This is a genomic window from Bradyrhizobium sp. 137, from assembly GCF_023074095.1.
Taxonomy (GTDB): Bacteria; Pseudomonadota; Alphaproteobacteria; order Rhizobiales; family Xanthobacteraceae; genus Bradyrhizobium.
This window is the reverse complement of the sequence record NZ_JADPKU010000094.1, coordinates 26991-42689: the sequence shown is the minus strand read 5'-3', so window position 1 is coordinate 42689 and position 15699 is coordinate 26991. Positions and strand designations below refer to the sequence as shown.

Genomic DNA, 15699 nt, shown 5'->3' with positions numbered 1-15699 from the left:
GGCCGTGACCGCCACGGCCCGCAAGATCGCAGTTCTGTTCTACAACGCTATGCGATGGAATGGACTATGTCTATCCCGGGCCTCGTCTTACTAGACGCGTTACCGGACGCGAGTGGTCAATAATTTGCATCGGCATGCCAAGGCATTCGGCTTTGTTCCCCAGCCGTTGGAGCCCAAAGTAGGTGCTGCCTATTCTTAGGAATCGTTCTCCAGCGTCAGCTCGCCGATCTTCGCGTGCAGTGACTTTACGTCGACCGCGGCCGCTACCGTCGCGGAGGCCCCGCGCCGAACACGTCAGAAGCCCCCTCAAGCTGAGCTTTCCGGGCCGTCACCTGAGGGGGTAGACGTCGAAGTGCTCGGCCAATTGGCCTGTCGTCCGGTCGGTTGACGGCGGCAAGCGCCACCTTCGCCTTGAAAGCCGGGCTGTGATTCCTGCGCGGTTCGTCTGTTCTTGGTCTCTCCTGTTCGCGGCGATCATCGCCGCTTTCAGGCAGAAACTCCAATTATCGACCTGTTCAAATTGCGGACCCGGCTTCTCAGAAGAGTGGCGCCAGGTGCTTGGGGTGCGCCTCGAGTGCAGCGCGCGTTCTTCCGCCGCCGTTTGCCAAGTGGCGGCTTCGCCCTGACGACCTGGCACATACCGAGTTTCTCGACGCCGTGCTGTCGAGCGGTGCAGAAGGTGCAAGCCTCCGTCCCTGAAAAGGTAGATACGAATCCGCACCTTACCCGCAAAACTGGCCTTTCAGGCCACCGTCTGAGACGACGGCGGCGTAGCGACCTGACTCGGAACGCCTGCGGCTTGCATGGGCTCGGTAAGGCGTGCCTTCAGGTCGTCCAAATGGTCCTCGGCATAGGATTGCACTTTCGAGATCGCCGTATCGAGGCCGAACTGCGCGGTCTGTTCGAGCATCTCCTTTGCGAGGCCCTCGCGCAGCGCGAATTTGACCTCGGGCCCAGCGACAAAGCTAATGGCCTGCCCCGCAAGATTAAGGCCAGCCTCTTTCAGGGCCTGTTTCATATCACCCCCGCTAATGCCCGTATGCAGAAGGCTCAATGCTTGCGACTCGAGCTCGAGCACCATCGATACGCCATCGGCCAACTCGCCCAGTCCCGGAATGACGCCGAGCAGGCCTACTGCCGTGGCCTCCCAGTCGAGCACCTTCGAGCCCACCTTGGCTACGTCATCGACCGCATGCATGAGGACCCCGCCATTCTTCTTCGGAGACGCGACATCGGGTTGGTCGGATACCCCCATCACCATATCTGTGACTGCATTTTGTTCAGCGGCGGTCTTGGGGACATGGGTCTTGATCTGCTGAACGGTATGGTTCGCAGGTGACATGTTGCTATAGAAGTGCCTGAAGTCGTTGTTGCTGATATTACCAGAGTCGACCGTATGCCCGCCGCCTAAGTCGAAGAACTCCTGATGGGTTTTGTAGCCCGTAATCGAATTGTTTAGCAAACGGAACAAGAGCGGGTCCGAGAGCAGTTGCGATGCCGCTTCTCGTATCTTCGGGTCGAGAGTCTTGTCATCCACCATACTCGCCAACTTGTGTCGTGTCAGGTCGCCGTCCCCGAAGAAGGCATTCTGATTCTTGTTGATCGTGTCGAGCGTGTTCAGCTCGCTTTGCGTGGAATTCATCGACGACGAGGCGACTTGCAAGAAGTCTTCCTTGTGGATTTTATCAGTCGCACCACCGCACAACTGCTTCCAGGCGTCCGGGTGATCGAGGAAGTGTTGAGCCGCCGCGATCAGCTGAGGCGGACACTTACCGATGTCGGCGTTGCCGTCGACGATCCGCTTGAAATCGTCAAGGCTCAAACTCTTGGGCAGGTAGTCAGAATACTTGTAAAACTCGCGCAATGCATCATTCAAGGTCATGACCGACGCTTGTCCATTCGAGGTGCCGTCGGATGGAATATAGTTCTGCTCGTAGCTATGCGCTTGCTGCTCCTGGAATGTAGCAACCTGCGAATGGCTGGCGGAAAACTCTGACAGATCCTTGGCCTTGATCTTGCCGCCGCAGCGGCCGTCCCCCTGGGAGCCAATCGCATAGAAGAGCTCTGGATCGCGTCGCAGTCCGTCGATCGCCTCCTTCAGATCCGGGGGCGTCGAGGGATCGCTGGCCTTGGCTGCCAGCGAGTCCCAGCTGAGTGGGCATTGGTCTTTGTGCCGGTTCAACACTGCCACGATCTGCAACTCGGCATTGGTCAGCGTGCCGCCGTCCCACGTGATCCTAGAGCTTGGCACCGGAGTGCTCGGAACGTCAGGCGATGGAGCAGCTGTCGCCGATGCGTCTGCACTAGGGGAGTCGACCGACGAGGAATCGACCGAGGAAGAATCGACCGAGGAAGAAAGAAACGGATCCTTCATCACCGCCTCGATCGCCGCCTTCGCGTGCGCTGACAACTGGTCCAGCGAATCCTGCGGTATCTGTAGCTCTGATTGCAGCACATCCGGCGGCGTGGAGGGAACGTCGGATTTCTCTTCCCGCGAGCAGATGGACACGATTGCCTCGAACATCGAAGGTTCGCCTTGCCGAATCTGGCCGGGGGTCTGCGCGGATGATCCCAAGGCCGACGAAGCCCCCGGAACAAGCCCGAACTGAGCTGGATCTGCACTGGCGGGCAGCGAAACGCTGTTGAGCTGCATTAGGTTCATTCCATTCCATTGCGGTAAATACTTGGCGTCGGCGTCGTAAGATCGAGCTTTCATGTTAAGGGGGCGAGCTTTCGAGAAGCTGACGACTTTTAGACGGAGCAGGACGAGCCAATGTCGGTCGTCTTAACATCCCGGAGAGGCGTCATCGTGCTCATGAAACTCATCTCCGGCTCAGAGCATGTGCAGGCACAAAGCTGCTCTGACGCTTTCGCAAAGCAGGCGCCTGCGGTCGTCAGTCCCGAATGACGATCGCTGTGGAGCCACGAAACAACATCACCACCGATTCCCGCGGTAGCATTTCCAACTGCGCGCGGTTTTGCCTCTGACTTGCCATCACACCATTGCTGATCGAGCAATGTGATGAGGTGCGTCGGGCAGGCGCCGCGATCTGGCGCTCGTCGGCATAATGTAGAGATTGAAAGTGGAGCCGAGAAATTCGCGCGGTGGCAGTCGCGGCATGTACCTGCGAATGCGCGCTCTCAGCTGGGTTGACGTTGACGATAGTGAGGTTGTTCTCATTCTCGTCAGCTTCTCGACAGCTAGTCCCAGTAGCGTAAGCAATGTGAATCGCTCGGTGGTGATGCCACCGTTTTGGCGGAATTGAAGTGAGAGGCACCAGATGGCCGGGGCAATCGAAGGCGTGATCCATACCAATTCTGACAGTGGCAGCTCGCAGTCGGTAACTGATCGTCAGAAGTTCGAATCGGCTTTCGGTTCGGTTCTTGCCAGCGTCGCGATGCAGGCGATGGAGCGAAACATGTCAAATCTTCGCGAAGCTATAGCTGAAACAGAAGAGGATACCTGACGCCGGTTCTTCGACGTCAGTGGAGTGTTGCCATTGATGGCGGCAAAAAAACGGAAGGTGAAGCGATATGACCAAAACAAGTTCTACTAGCTCTTCTACTGGTGGTACCCACGACACCCATGACAGCAAGGCAAATAGCAAGACTGATAGCAAGACTGATAGCAAGTCCGCGAGTTCCGGTAGCTCGGCGGCCGATAACGTTGGTGGGACGGGTACTTTCGAGAAACTGATCGACGAATTGAAGGCGGTTAACCAGCAGGCCATGGTGCAGGACATACGGTTGCGTGCACTGACGACCGAGCTCTCGAGTGAGAGGAAGGCGGCCAGCGAGCGCGTCAACGGATAACGGTCAAAGGCGGGGCGAATCGTCGCTCCGCCTTTCCCGTCATCGGGTGATGTGAGTGGTGCGGCCTAGGAATGAGTCGTGCGACCAATCGCCCTGCCGTGCTCGTCATGGTTCGGAGAATTGTCCGTGAATGAGGCCGCCTCCTTACATTTCGAGGTACTGTCGGGACCTTATGTCGGGCTAAGCGGGAAGGCGGCTGCCGGAACGAGCCTTATCGGTAGCGGCCTCGACGCGGATATGGTTTTCGTCGAACAAGGGCTTGAGCCGCATCACCTACGTATCACCCTCGTTGGCAATTCAATCGAGCTTGAGGCTCTTGCAGCCGTAAGCACCCCAGAGGGCGAAGGGGATATTGCCGCAGGTGAACGTGTTGTTCTTTTTCTTCCCGCCGTCATTCGTGCGGGCGCCATGTCTATTCGCTGGTCGATGCAGAATGCAGTTGAGGCTCGGTCGATCAGCCTCTCGCGCGTTTGGATCTCAGCTCTCGCCCTCGTGCTCCTCAGCTTTCTTGGTGTAGGCGGTCTCTCGACCATTTTCTTCAAAGCCACCGGAAGTGCACCGACCGGCATTGCGCCGCCTGCCGCAGAGCTTGTACCCAAGCTGGGCACGAACCGGCCTGACGATCGGCGAGCTCAGGCTGCAGCCGAAGTGCTGAAACAGGAAATTGATAAGGCGGGCCTGCTCGATATCAGGGTTGGTTCGGGGCCGGGTTTTGTTAGCGCTGAGGGAAAAGTCACGCCTGCAACCGTTGCGAAATGGCAGGAGCTCCAGCAATGGTTCGATGGTCGTACATACGGTGCGGTCACACTGGTGAACGGAGTGATCGTCAAGGAGGAAAAGCAGCCATCCTCAATCGCGATCGAAGCTGTTTCGCGCGGATCCCAGCCCTATCTGCTTGTCGGTGGGCAGAAGTATTTCGTCGGCGCTCTCTTGGCCGAGGGATGGGCGGTCACTCGAATCGAGGATGGGCGTGTGCTGCTAAGCCGCAATGGCCGCGTTGTTGCCGTTCCGTATTAGGCTTTCCTGGCCCGAAGGAAGGATAAGGAGATCGTCATGTCAAAGGTTTCCCGCTACGATGTCGGGCCTGGCGCTGCTTCGCAGACACTCAGCGAGGACCATCATGAACCAGTGATAGGGCCGACCATCCAACCCAATAAAGGTGAGGCGGACGGTGCTCGTGCAAATGGCGAGAAGGAGCGTGCGTCGATCTGGGGCGAGCTGAACACGCCTTCTATGTCGCTGGATGTAGCGATCGAAGCCGCATCGGAGGCCAAAGATATTGATGCAGTCTGGCGTGTCAGTCTCAACGAGATGCGCACTCGCATTTATGAGATCGAGCAGCCCGCTGGGGTGGCATCGCTCTACGGCCGCGATATCGCGCACGATCTACTCTCCTTCGTCACTCCAAGCCTACGTCATCCGGACATGCTGCGGGCAGAGCGGTATAGCATTGTTCTGGAACGTCTCGTCCATAAACTGGCGGCCGCGCCTGCGGATTCGATGGCGGGGGACGGTATCGTCGTCCTACGGCAGGGACTGCACTGGCTAGCGCTGCTCCGCCAGAATCGGAATAGCTTAATCGAAGCCTAACAATGTTCAACTCCGATGGAGCGCAACGGACGACCAACGTTTCCGAATCCGATAACGTCTCACTGAGTTCCGGACAGGAGCGCGATTTGCTCTGTACACTTTCCTATCTTCACCTTGCATGTGGGCAGAGCGCAGAATGCGTGGCTCTCTTGCGACTCATCGTCGGCAACGACTCGCGAGATGTCGATCTATTACGGATTCTCGCCTATGCCCTCATCTTGGAAGGCCTCGGAGGTGAGGCGTTGCAGGTCCTAGATAGACTGAACGCACTTGATGACGAACCCTCGGCGCGTATCTCTTTGATGCTGTTGCGTAGCCACGCCCTGCGGCGGGCCGGCCTCATAGACGAGGCGCTCGCCGCTTTCCAACGCTATGTCTCGTTGCGTGAGAGCACTGGCCTGATCAATCAACGATCGGAAGGTCCCCATGACCAGCGTCCTGCGTAAGATCATTGCGCGCGCGTCGGCCAGCTCCGATTTGATGGTCGCGTTGATGCTGCTTCTGACGGTCGGCATGATGATCATGCCGATCCCGATAGTGGCGATTGATACGCTCGTCGGCTTCAATCTGGGCTTCGCCATATTGCTGCTGATGGTCGCTCTCTATATTAGCACTCCACTTGAGTTCTCGTCCTTGCCAGGCGTCATTCTGATTTCCACGGTATTCCGTCTGGCGCTCACCGTCTCAACGACGCGGCTGATCTTGGCTGAGGGGGATGCGGGCAGCATCATTCGCACGTTCGGTGATTTCGTCATATCGGGAAATATCGTCGTCGGCATTGTCATATTTTTAGTCGTGACCATGGTGCAGTTCATCGTCGTGGCAAAGGGGGCTGAACGCGTGGCCGAGGTGGCGGCGCGGTTCACGCTCGATGCTCTGCCAGGCAAGCAGATGGGAATCGATGCGGAATTGCGCAATGGCCATATCGATCAGAATGAAGCCCGCAGCCGGCGCGCTACATTGGAGAAAGAAAGTCAGCTTTACGGGGCTATGGATGGCGCCATGAAATTCGTGAAGGGCGACGCCATCGCAGGATTGGTGGTTATCTGCGTCAACATGCTGGGCGGGATCACCATCGGCCTGCTCTCCAAGGGAATGTCTTTCCAGGCGGCGCTGCATCAATACACCCTGCTGACCATAGGTGATGCGTTAATCTCACAAATTCCCTCGCTGCTGCTCTCGATTACAGCTGCGACAATCATCACTCGAGTAAATGGGGTTGTAAGGCTCAATCTTGGGACCGACATCGTTAACCAGCTCACAGCAAACTCGCACGCATTGCGGCTGTCTGCCGGCGTCCTCGTTGTAATGGGGGCTATTCCGGGTTTTCCGCTCCCTGTCTTTCTCGTCTTGGCTGCAGTCTTTGCGGCAGCGAGCTTTGCCGACGGTGGGACCCAAAGCGGCAAGAAAAGCGCTGATATCTCTCGCCCGGCTCCCACACAGTCTAACAAGGAAACCGTGCCTGCGGAGGCGCTTCCCATCGCATTGTTCCTTGCGTCAAGTCTGACACGGGCGATCGACAAAGAAGAATTGCAACAGCACATTGCACGCGTTTCGGGACTGATCTCGTCTGATCTCGGCATCACAATTCCGCGCATCCCCATCGAGGTCGACGAGCGCTTGCCAGACTTGCAGTACAGGGTGGATGTCGAGGGCGTGCCCGTCGAGCAGGAGTTAATTGATCCAACGCAGCTCGCACTCCGCGACGATCCGGCCAACATTGAATTGAGTGGCATCCCGTTTCGGCATGACCGGGAGACGGATCAAATCTGGATTGAACAGAGCAATGCACCGGCTCTCAAAGCAGCCGGCATCGGGCACCACCGTCCCATTGAAATCCTGGCCTTGCGCGTCCATTCGGCGTTGACCCGCTATGCACAGTGCTTGGTGGGTATCCAGGAGACGCGCCAGTTGCTGGCTCGCATGGAGACGGAATATTCCGATCTGGTCAAGGAGGTGTTGCGTACGACGCCGATCCCTAAAGTAGCCGACGTCTTGCGGCGCCTCCTGGAGGAGGGTATTCCGATCCGGAACACACGGCTGGTCTTGGAAGCATTAGCCGAATGGAGCGGACGTGAACAAAACGTCGTCTTGCTCACGGAACATGTTCGCTCCGGTCTGAGACGGCAAATCTGCCACCGGTATGCCAACGCACACCGCGTCGTTCCGGTCTTTATCATCGAACGTCAAACCGAGGATATCGTGCGCAGCGCGGTTCGAGAGACTGCCAAAGGACCCTACCTGGTTTTGAGCGACGGGCAAAGCGAGGCGCTGCTCTCAAAAATGCGTCAGATCCATTCGAACGTAGTTCGGGGGCAGATCCGGCCCGTTATCCTTGCTTCGATGGATATACGACGCTTTGTCCGCGGCTTTCTCACCCGTAATGGGATCGATCTTGCTGTTCTATCCTATCAGGACCTTGCCTCGGACTTCACAATCCAGCCTGTTGGATCCATTACACTCGCAGCTGCAAAGGACGACCACGCGCCGTCCGAGGAACTCAGCAACACGTTCCTTGCAGCCGATTCACAGGCGCAGCAGTCAATCCAAGAAGGACCGCATGAATTCACCTCGTAAGGCAGTGCGGTGGCGCTTGGGTTCATTTTGTTTGCTTTCGTGCTCGGCTCTCTTCGCTACTCTGGGGCTCTGCAGTTGCGCTAGCTGGGATAGACCAGCTCTTCAAATGCAAGAGCCGCCGGCGCCAAAGTTGCTCGGCGCCAAAGATATCGATCCAGCTATGCGCGAACGCATTGAGTGCGCGATCGGCCGGACTCCTGACCAGGAGCTTTGCGCGACGCGTTGAAGCAAAAATGCTCGGAAGATCAATGCAGCGGATCGGTGTTGCGTGTCGATGCGAAAGTGCCTCGCATTGAGTGCTCGCCAACGTCTGCCTGGACCTGCGATTTATATGCGCTCAAGACTAAATGCGTTAACTCGACAACGTGGGACGCTTGATGAGCCACAACTGCAATACAAGCAATGGCGACAGCGCAGCGTATTCCGATTGCGCGGACCAAATCACGTTGTCCGCAACGATCGGTGCACGATATCGCGCAATGCAAGCACCCGCCCGCTGCGCTGGCGTGCCGCCCTACAGAAGTGACCCGGCATAGCTAATAGTAGCGGACGTATTGGTTCTGTTGTCTCGATTACCAACTAGGTGAGCAGGGCCTTTTTGGGAACCCCCCGTGGGTGCTAAGTGCGGCAGGGAACTGCTGGGGCATAAGAGAAATGTGATACAGTTTGATTTGCGACGCGCCTCTCTTGCGCTAGCCCCGTTGCGTGCGGCAAGCGTGGTGCTTGGAAAAGGGGTGTCGAAGCCCGCTCGTAAGATCCCTGTGTTCGTCTCCTGGCTTGCTCGTGGGCAGGAAGTCTCACGTCACGCTTTATCCGGCATAGCACTCAGCGTGAACTCCAATTGATCGGCTGATTGGGGTTTTCCTGCATACGCCATGGCCGATACCAGGTGTGATGCAGGGATTTGCCGCATCGTTATGCCGCCGAGCGACTCGGCACCCGCTGGGCTCGTCAGGAGGTACAAAGGAAATTCCGAACACCTATGCGATGAGCCAGTCAACCAGTCCTCGTCTCACCCCGGATGGAATAGCCTGATTGCCTGGCGGCAGATTACGTAAACGATGGCGGCAGTCGGTCGATGTTGCGAAAGGTGATGAAGCACCTGCGCCGGTGCCGGGCGCGCCCGCCGCGGCAATCGTTCGAAAAAAGATCGAGCGCCGCCGTGCGGTTAGATCGTGCCGGCCGAGCACTACATTTTCACAGATGGTCCCTCCGCGCCTCCGCGCGGGCGTCTGGAGCCGACCATGACGCGCCGACGCCTGAGTGAAAACAGGATTGACAGCTCCTTGCAACGCGATGGCCGCTTCACAGCTCAAGCGCATGGTCCGCGAGCACCTGACGCGTCAGCGCGCCCTTGATCTCGCGGACGATCTCATCGCGGATCTGCGCTCCGAACTGCCGCTCGGCATCGCTGTTCCCGATTAGCTCATGACCGGCGAGCCGTTGCTGGAGTCGGCTGTCGAACTCCTCCCCCATCGCCTCGAGCAGCCGATGCTGCATCTGTGCATGGGGTTCGGGTGCGATCCGGCTCAGCACCGTCTCCCAGGGTTGCCACCGAGTTGCCAGATAGTCGGCCAACCCCGTCTCCTCCTCGTCGCCCACCCGCATCTCAGCCGTGCTGAGGTCATACTCAGTGACCCAGGACACGCCGAAGAAGCGCATGTCCGGGGCGATGTGCCGTAACTCAAGCCGCTCGCGCAGCTTGACCTGATAGGCCAGATAGACTTCGATCTCATCGACAAAGCGGAGCGAGTTGACCTTCTCCCTGGCGATCTGCTCGAGCGCGTCCAGGCGGAACAGGACGCGGCCCTGCTGAACGAGATCGTCAAGCCGATTGTCATAGGCGCCATCCTCGACTTCAGCGTTCAAGCGTGCGGTCTGCATGCCGTTCCAGGTTAAAGTGATGCGATCCTCGCAGCTCTCGCTCGCTTCGAAAGCCAGCTGAAAGTACTGCTGGCGCAATTGCGGCCTGGTCGCCGCCTGCCGCAGATCCTCAATCACGGCCTGCCGGAACTGGGGATTGCCAGAATTTACGGTGTCCCGCAGCCTGTCGAGGAAGCGCGCGTATTCCGGCGCACCCGCCTCGTCAGCGAAGTTCTGCCAGGCGGCCAGAAACTCCGGCTCCCCCTCGACCCAGTCGGCCACAGCTTGCGCCAGCGGCCGCTCATGATTCACCGCCGGTTCCCGGCCCATTGAGAAGAAGACCCGAGGGCCGGTATAGCCTCGCGCATTCAGGGCCGTCGCCAGATTCGTCTGCACCCGCTCGGGCAGCGGATTATCCTCCAGATAAACCATACACCCAGAATCTAGCTGCGTTAGCAGGGTCTCCGGCAGGCTGGCTAACCGGTTGTCTCGCACCTCGAGCACCTGAAGCTCGGCCGGGAGGGTCTCGGGCAAGCTGGTCAGCCTGTTGCCGCCGGCATGAAGCCTCTGGAGCTCAGGCGGGAGCGTCTCGGGCAGGCTAGTCAGTCGGTTGTCACGGACGAAGAGCAACTGGAGCTCGGCGGGGAGGCTGTCGGGCAGGCGGGTCAGCCAGTTGCCGTCGGCTTCGAGCTCTTGGAGTTCGGGCGGTAGAGTGTCGGGCAGGCTGGTCAGCCTGTTGCCGCCGACCTCAAGTAACTGAAGTCCGGTCGGAAGGGTCTCCGGCAGGCTGGTCAGCCGGTTACTGCGAACATCGAGCTGCTGGAGCTCGGCCGGCAGGGTTTCAGGCAGGCTGGCCAACCGGTTGCTGGCGACGGCGAGTGTCTGAAGGCCATCCGGAAGTGTTACGGGCAGGCTGGTTAGCTCATTGCTGCCGATGGCGAGTAACTGAAGTGCCGCCGGCAAGGTCTCAGGCAGGCTTGTCATGCGATTGCCGCGGGCGTCGAGCGTCCGGAGTTCGGCCGGTAGGTTGTCGGGTAGGTGCATCAACTCGTTTTCGCTGACGTCGAGCGTCCGGAGATCGGGCGGAAAGGCGGGGGGCAAGGTCGTTAGGCACAGGTATGGTAGCTCCAGCCGTGCATAGACGTCGCCGGCCTCTCCCCAGGCTTTGATTCGTCTTACCGCCTCTTGCCGGTCCTCGTCTTCTGTCTGCTCCTCCTCGCCAGCCCAACTGTTCAGGATTTCATCAAGCTGCGATTGCTGGAGGACGGGGCCTTCAACGTTCGTCGGACCGCCAGCGGCGGGGGAGACCCGCCCGTCGCGCAATGCTTGGACCCACTGCGCCTCTGCCGGGGCTAACCAGTGCCCTTCTTCTGAAGTATTGCCATCGCCGAGCCATGGCCGCGGGTCGAGGAAGGATCCCCCGTGATGTTGCTCCCAAGGAACAGTGGAGGTCGTTGGCCAATCATCATCGGCGTTCGCCCACGAATACTCCTGCTGGTCGACACTATGCGTCGGCAAGTGGACCGCTGAATCCAGGCCGTGCCAAACGTCCGTCGGACTGAAACTGCCGGCTGGCAACTGGCCACCGCGACTTGCGGCCGCAAAAAGCACATGCTGATTGCTCCCCTGTTCAGATTCGGTGGGCGGATTCCACGTCGACCGCGAGATGCCTTCCCCGTGGTCCAACCAGTCCGCATCCCTGTTCGACACATTATAAGGGTCGCCGCGACGATTTGCATTGCGGGGCGGGCGCTCGCGCAGGTGCAACTCGTTTAGGTGCTGCTGAAACCCCGCTTGGTCAACTGGGAGCTGTTGCAGCTCGTCGTAGTCCGTCCGGGCGAAATCCGGAGGCTCGAATTGGCCGAGATTGTGGAACGGATCCATCGGATTCTCCTTTGGCAGATCCAACAGCTAACGCCGGGCCCAGATCGACACCTTCTGCCTAGGAGACTTAGCTTTCGAGAAGCTGACGGTGCGCAGCTACGCGAACCTCCTCCGAATGAGTGGACACCTGTAGTAGGCTCAGAGAGCCAGGACGCGTCGAATGGAAGTACGTCAACGTCGATTGTTTACCGAGGAGTACAAGCGACAGGCGGCTAAGCTTCTGGTGTCGAGTGGCCGATCGATCAGAACCGTTGGCAAGGAACTCGGTCTGCGCGGTTCGGTGTTGCGGCGCTGCGTTGAGAAGCTCCGGCAGGAGCCGGCATCGGCGACGCGGCGCCACAGCACGCAGACGGCGCCGATGTCGGCGGACCAGGCTCCCGAGATCGCCCGTTTGCCGAGGAGAACGAGCGGATGCCCATCGAGCGGACATTCTAAAAGTCGATCGCGATCTTTGCCGGAACGCGGACACGAGCTTCCGCTTCATCGAGGACCATCGCGATACCTGCCCGGCGGCTGATGTGCGCCGCGGTCGAGGTCTCGCGGGCCGGCTATGACGCCTGGCGCGAGCGTCCGGACAGAGCACGCACGACCACCAATGCTGCGCTCTTTACTGACATTCGAGTTCATCAGGACAGCGGCGCGCGGGGACGGCAACCCACGGGTCCATGCCGCGCTGCGGGCACAGGGACTTGGCGCCAGCCGTGGCCGGATCGAATGCCTAATGCATCGGCACGGCATCGGCGCCATCATGGCCCGGCCGCACCGCGTTGCCGACAGCCGTCATGGCCTGCCGATCGCGCCAAACCTCATCGATCGTAACTTTAGGGCCGCAGCAGCGAACCGGATCTGGCTCGCCGACATCACTTACGTTCGATTGCAGATGGCTGCTGTACCTGGCGGAGATCATGGACATCTGTCAACGGCAGCGAACTTTCCGTGAGAATGTCCAGATTTCCCTGGGTGACGGCGATTGTGGTTCCGGGATCAGCCGCTATCGGAATCGTCGTTGGTCCTTCCAGGCGGGCGGCCGCGGCGCTTGGGCTGCGGCGGGTTGGCGAGCGGACGTTTTCCGGGCCGAGAGCGGCGTGCTGGCGGAGCCGATAGCTCGATCCCTCGATTTTGATAACAATTGTGTGGTGAAGCAGTCGATCAAGCAATTGCTGTGGCCGGTTCGAAGTGAGGATCACCGCGCCCTTGTCATAGCGGGCGTTCACCAACTGGAAGACAGATTGCCGCCGCCAGGTACGACCTGGAGGTAACCGATCTCGTCGACGACAAGGAGGGAGGCGCGGGCGAGGAACCGCAGGTGCTCGCGCAAAGTGGTGATGACGATGTCCGCGAGCGTGGCGAACGCGACGCTCTTTCCCGCCTTCACGGCCTCGACCGCGAGTGCCGTCGCGAGATGGCTCTTGCCGATGTCGCAAGCAGATGAATTCAATTCGGCAAGCTCCAGAATGCGATTGCGATCGAGCGAGGGCTGGAACGCGAAGTCGAAGCCAGCGAGGGTTTTGACGGTGGTCAGGCGAGACATTCTCAGCGCGGTGCTGACACGGCGACTGTCGCGCACCGTCAGCTCCTCGATAAGCGTGATCGAGCGCCTCAATCCAGGTGACCTCACCGTCTTTCAATTCGCCGCAGGTGGTGTCCAGCATTCTGAGCGCACGTGGCATCTTGAGTGCGACTAGGCCTTTCCTGACGTTGTCGGTCGCTGCCGGCTGCGCGTGCATGGTGATGGCCGGCCTTCCGATTGGGGGAGCCGTTTGCAACACCTTGGTAAAACCCCAGCGACCGGCTTGGCATGTGATCGCCGGCCCGATCGACGAGGGCTTCGGATACGCCAGGTCGCGACCTGGACCGGTTGGCCGCCTGTCGATGCTCGGGCGCGACGCGAGGTCGCCGGCGGCCTTCTCCAGAACGGGAAGGACGGCAACGATTGCGCCTTGATCGAGAATGGGATTACATCAGGCAATTGCTGCACCTCGACAATGCGCCGCGTATGGTCGGGTATGCTGTAATAGTTCCCACTGATCCACACGAGCCCGTCGTGGCTGACACGGGTCTCGATCGGCATTGGACTGGGACTCCCGATCGGCATCCAAAAGGGGCTCTGACTCATATGTGGAACGGCCCGGGCTGCAAGATCTTTCTCTGGTTGAACAAGGGACGACGGTGCGGTCATATGTTCGACCTGTAAACGCGGCGCCTGGCCGCTGGCCACGATGATATCCGCGGAAGCAATCGCCCAATCAATTTCTCGCGCTCGAAGCGCAGTGAGTCAGGCGGTCTGATTGCTACCGGGAATGTCGTCATTCGCGGTCCATCCAGATTTGCACCTTGCCTCCTTGGCAGCTTTCTTCTTCCGCCGGAGAGTTCTTAAGATTAGGTTTTCAGCATTGCAGGCGGCGCATGATAGATGCCGCCTCTGACAGCAAGGCCCAGATGGTGCGCGCAAGTTATTGGCGAACGCCACCGCTATGAGCTTGACGGCCGTCTTTGCAGCATGATCCGAATCCAGAGCGGGACTTTCAAGCCTCGCTTGCCAAGCTTGATGATTGAGGTCGCACCAAGGATCAAGAGCGTCCGTAGTTGCCGATTTCCACGCTTTGATACCGCCCCGAACCTTTCTTTCCCGCCGCTCGACTGTGCCCTCGGTGTTAACCCCGTCCAAGCCGCAAAATGTGGTGCAGTCGCAAAACCGCGAGCATTCAAGACTGATGTCCGAACGCCAGCGCCGCTACCAGTGCCTTCTCCGAGCGCTGATAGCGTTGAAGCTCGGTCGAGAACCGCCCCTGACGGTCCTGCGGCACCTTCACCCCGGGTGATCAGCGAGCGGGTATAGTAGCCGGAGCGATAGCCCAGCCGCGCCTCGCCGCGCCCAGCGCCTCCGCCATCGCGGCTTCGATAGCTTCCTGCACCGCACCCTGGATCAGGGGTTTCAGGATCCCTGTCCGACGCAATAAGCTGTTTGACGGCAGAGCCATCCGTCCTAATCTTGGTCACGGTCGTGATGGTCCTTGCTCCGCTATGGGCGGTGATCTTCGCAAATACCGGATTTACTGTGACCGCTTCAGCCGCTCAGGTTTTGCAGAACCTCCCGCACACTACCACCGGACATCCGGATACTGGTGGACAAGGTGGCGCAGCGGCAATTCTCGTGTTCTGGAGCCGATTTACGGCACGCACGTCTCGCCGTGCTTGTGCGGCGTCTGACCGGACGATCGGTCCAGGCTCCTTGCACAACCCGCGTAACGGCTGATTGAGCTGTATCATCTTGGGCCCGGCCCTTGCGCAGGCAAGGCACCCTCCTGGCGCGGCATGTCTGAAGAGTACGGGCCTTCAGTTCGCCCATCCCGAACGATCGTCGCGGAGGCGCCGCGATATAACATCAGCACAGATTCCCGGGACGGCATCTCGACGGAGCGAGGTCGCGCCTGCGTCTCCGCCACAAGACCATTGAGCGTCTGATCCACGAGTGCGATGAAGCGTGGTGGACCGGACGCAAGGACTAGGCCATTTCCCGGAGCCGATCTCATGATGTAGCGTTCGTCGGAAATGGCGAGCGCATCGAGGGTTGCCTTGAGCGCGTCGCAGCTGATTGAAGTTAGGACAAGCAGACGAGTTTGCGCTTCCTTTGCGGTAGAGACGTAAAGCACGAGCCCATCGTAATACCATTGAAGATTGTAGAGTTGAGTCAGATGGTCAAGGAACTCGCGCGGTGGCAGGTCCGGCATGTGCCCGCGAATCCGACCCTTCACCTCGGCGCTGATGGTGACTTTAATATTGAGGTTGTTGCCGAATTCCTGCAGCGCGGCAGAAAGCTCCTGATCCAGAACCGTATACCGATAAGGGGTCAAGGGCAGCGACAGGGGAGCGCCGCGCGCGATCTGTGTTCCGCCGGAAACGAAAACGGCGACACACAGAACTCCGTTCAAAACGTGCGGGATTATGGATCGGATGAGCATTCATGGTTCT

General features: G+C 59.2%; 10 protein-coding genes and 4 pseudogenes. 7 read left to right on the top strand and 7 right to left on the bottom strand.

Features of this window, described 5'->3' with window-relative positions; genetic code table 11:
• Positions 1–201 precede the first annotated feature (201 nt).
• Positions 202–494 (bottom strand): annotated as a pseudogene (locus IVA78_RS25370) (transposase); the annotation flags it as partial.
• A 248-nt stretch (positions 495–742) separates the two neighbouring features.
• Positions 743–2653: an HrpF/NolX family T3SS translocon protein gene (locus tag IVA78_RS25365; RefSeq protein WP_247418540.1), complete on the bottom strand. Its 1911-nt coding sequence runs from the start codon at positions 2651–2653 to the stop codon at positions 743–745.
• A 628-nt stretch (positions 2654–3281) separates the two neighbouring features.
• Here IVA78_RS25365 and IVA78_RS25360 point away from each other — a divergent pair.
• The 6 genes from IVA78_RS25360 to sctV all read left to right on the top strand — a co-directional run bounded on the left by IVA78_RS25360 (position 3282) and on the right by sctV (position 7980).
• The gene (locus tag IVA78_RS25360) at positions 3282–3467 is read left to right on the top strand and encodes a hypothetical protein (protein WP_247275818.1); all 186 of its coding nucleotides are present in this window, start codon (positions 3282–3284) and stop codon (positions 3465–3467) included.
• 67 nt (positions 3468–3534) lie between these two features.
• Positions 3535–3813, top strand: coding sequence for a hypothetical protein (locus IVA78_RS25355; RefSeq protein ID WP_247418545.1), 279 nt, complete (start codon positions 3535–3537; stop codon positions 3811–3813).
• Between the two features lie 126 nt (positions 3814–3939).
• Positions 3940–4830 carry a hypothetical protein gene (locus IVA78_RS25350; protein WP_247275816.1) on the top strand — a complete coding sequence of 297 codons (891 nt, stop codon included), beginning with the start codon at positions 3940–3942 and terminating at the stop codon, positions 4828–4830.
• A 36-nt stretch (positions 4831–4866) separates the two neighbouring features.
• A complete protein-coding gene (locus IVA78_RS25345; RefSeq protein WP_247418546.1) occupies positions 4867–5403 on the top strand; it encodes a hypothetical protein in 537 nt (178 codons plus the stop codon).
• Between the two features lie 2 nt (positions 5404–5405).
• On the top strand, positions 5406–5849 hold the full coding sequence (locus IVA78_RS25340) for a histidine kinase (protein WP_247333091.1): 444 nt from the start codon (positions 5406–5408) through the stop codon (positions 5847–5849).
• Positions 5830–7980, top strand: a complete 2151-nt coding sequence (gene sctV, locus IVA78_RS25335) for a type III secretion system export apparatus subunit SctV (protein WP_247468436.1) — start codon at positions 5830–5832, stop codon at positions 7978–7980. The genes IVA78_RS25340 and sctV overlap by 20 nt, the downstream gene beginning before the upstream one ends.
• Before the next feature lie 1305 nt (positions 7981–9285).
• On the opposite strand, the gene IVA78_RS25330 is transcribed toward sctV, so the two are convergent.
• Positions 9286–11727: an NEL-type E3 ubiquitin ligase domain-containing protein gene (locus IVA78_RS25330; protein ID WP_247468434.1), complete on the bottom strand. Its 2442-nt coding sequence runs from the start codon at positions 11725–11727 to the stop codon at positions 9286–9288.
• A 160-nt stretch (positions 11728–11887) separates the two neighbouring features.
• On the opposite strand from IVA78_RS25330, the gene IVA78_RS25325 reads away from it, so the two are divergent.
• Positions 11888–12244, top strand: coding sequence for a transposase (locus tag IVA78_RS25325; RefSeq protein WP_247418552.1), 357 nt, complete (start codon positions 11888–11890; stop codon positions 12242–12244).
• A gap of 467 nt (positions 12245–12711) precedes the next feature.
• Here the strand turns inward: IVA78_RS25325 and IVA78_RS25320 are convergent.
• The 4 genes and pseudogenes from IVA78_RS25320 to IVA78_RS25305 form a co-directional block, all read right to left on the bottom strand.
• Positions 12712–13454: pseudogene (locus IVA78_RS25320) on the bottom strand (ATP-binding protein).
• Between the two features lie 814 nt (positions 13455–14268).
• Positions 14269–14406 (bottom strand): annotated as a pseudogene (locus IVA78_RS25315) (transposase); the annotation flags it as partial.
• Positions 14407–14450: 44 nt separating this feature from the next.
• Positions 14451–14736, bottom strand: a pseudogene (locus tag IVA78_RS25310) (transposase); the annotation flags it as partial.
• Positions 14737–14993: 257 nt separating this feature from the next.
• Positions 14994–15689, bottom strand: a complete 696-nt coding sequence (locus tag IVA78_RS25305) for a nodulation protein NolW (RefSeq protein WP_247418557.1) — start codon at positions 15687–15689, stop codon at positions 14994–14996.
• Between the last annotated feature and the right edge of the window lie 10 nt (positions 15690–15699).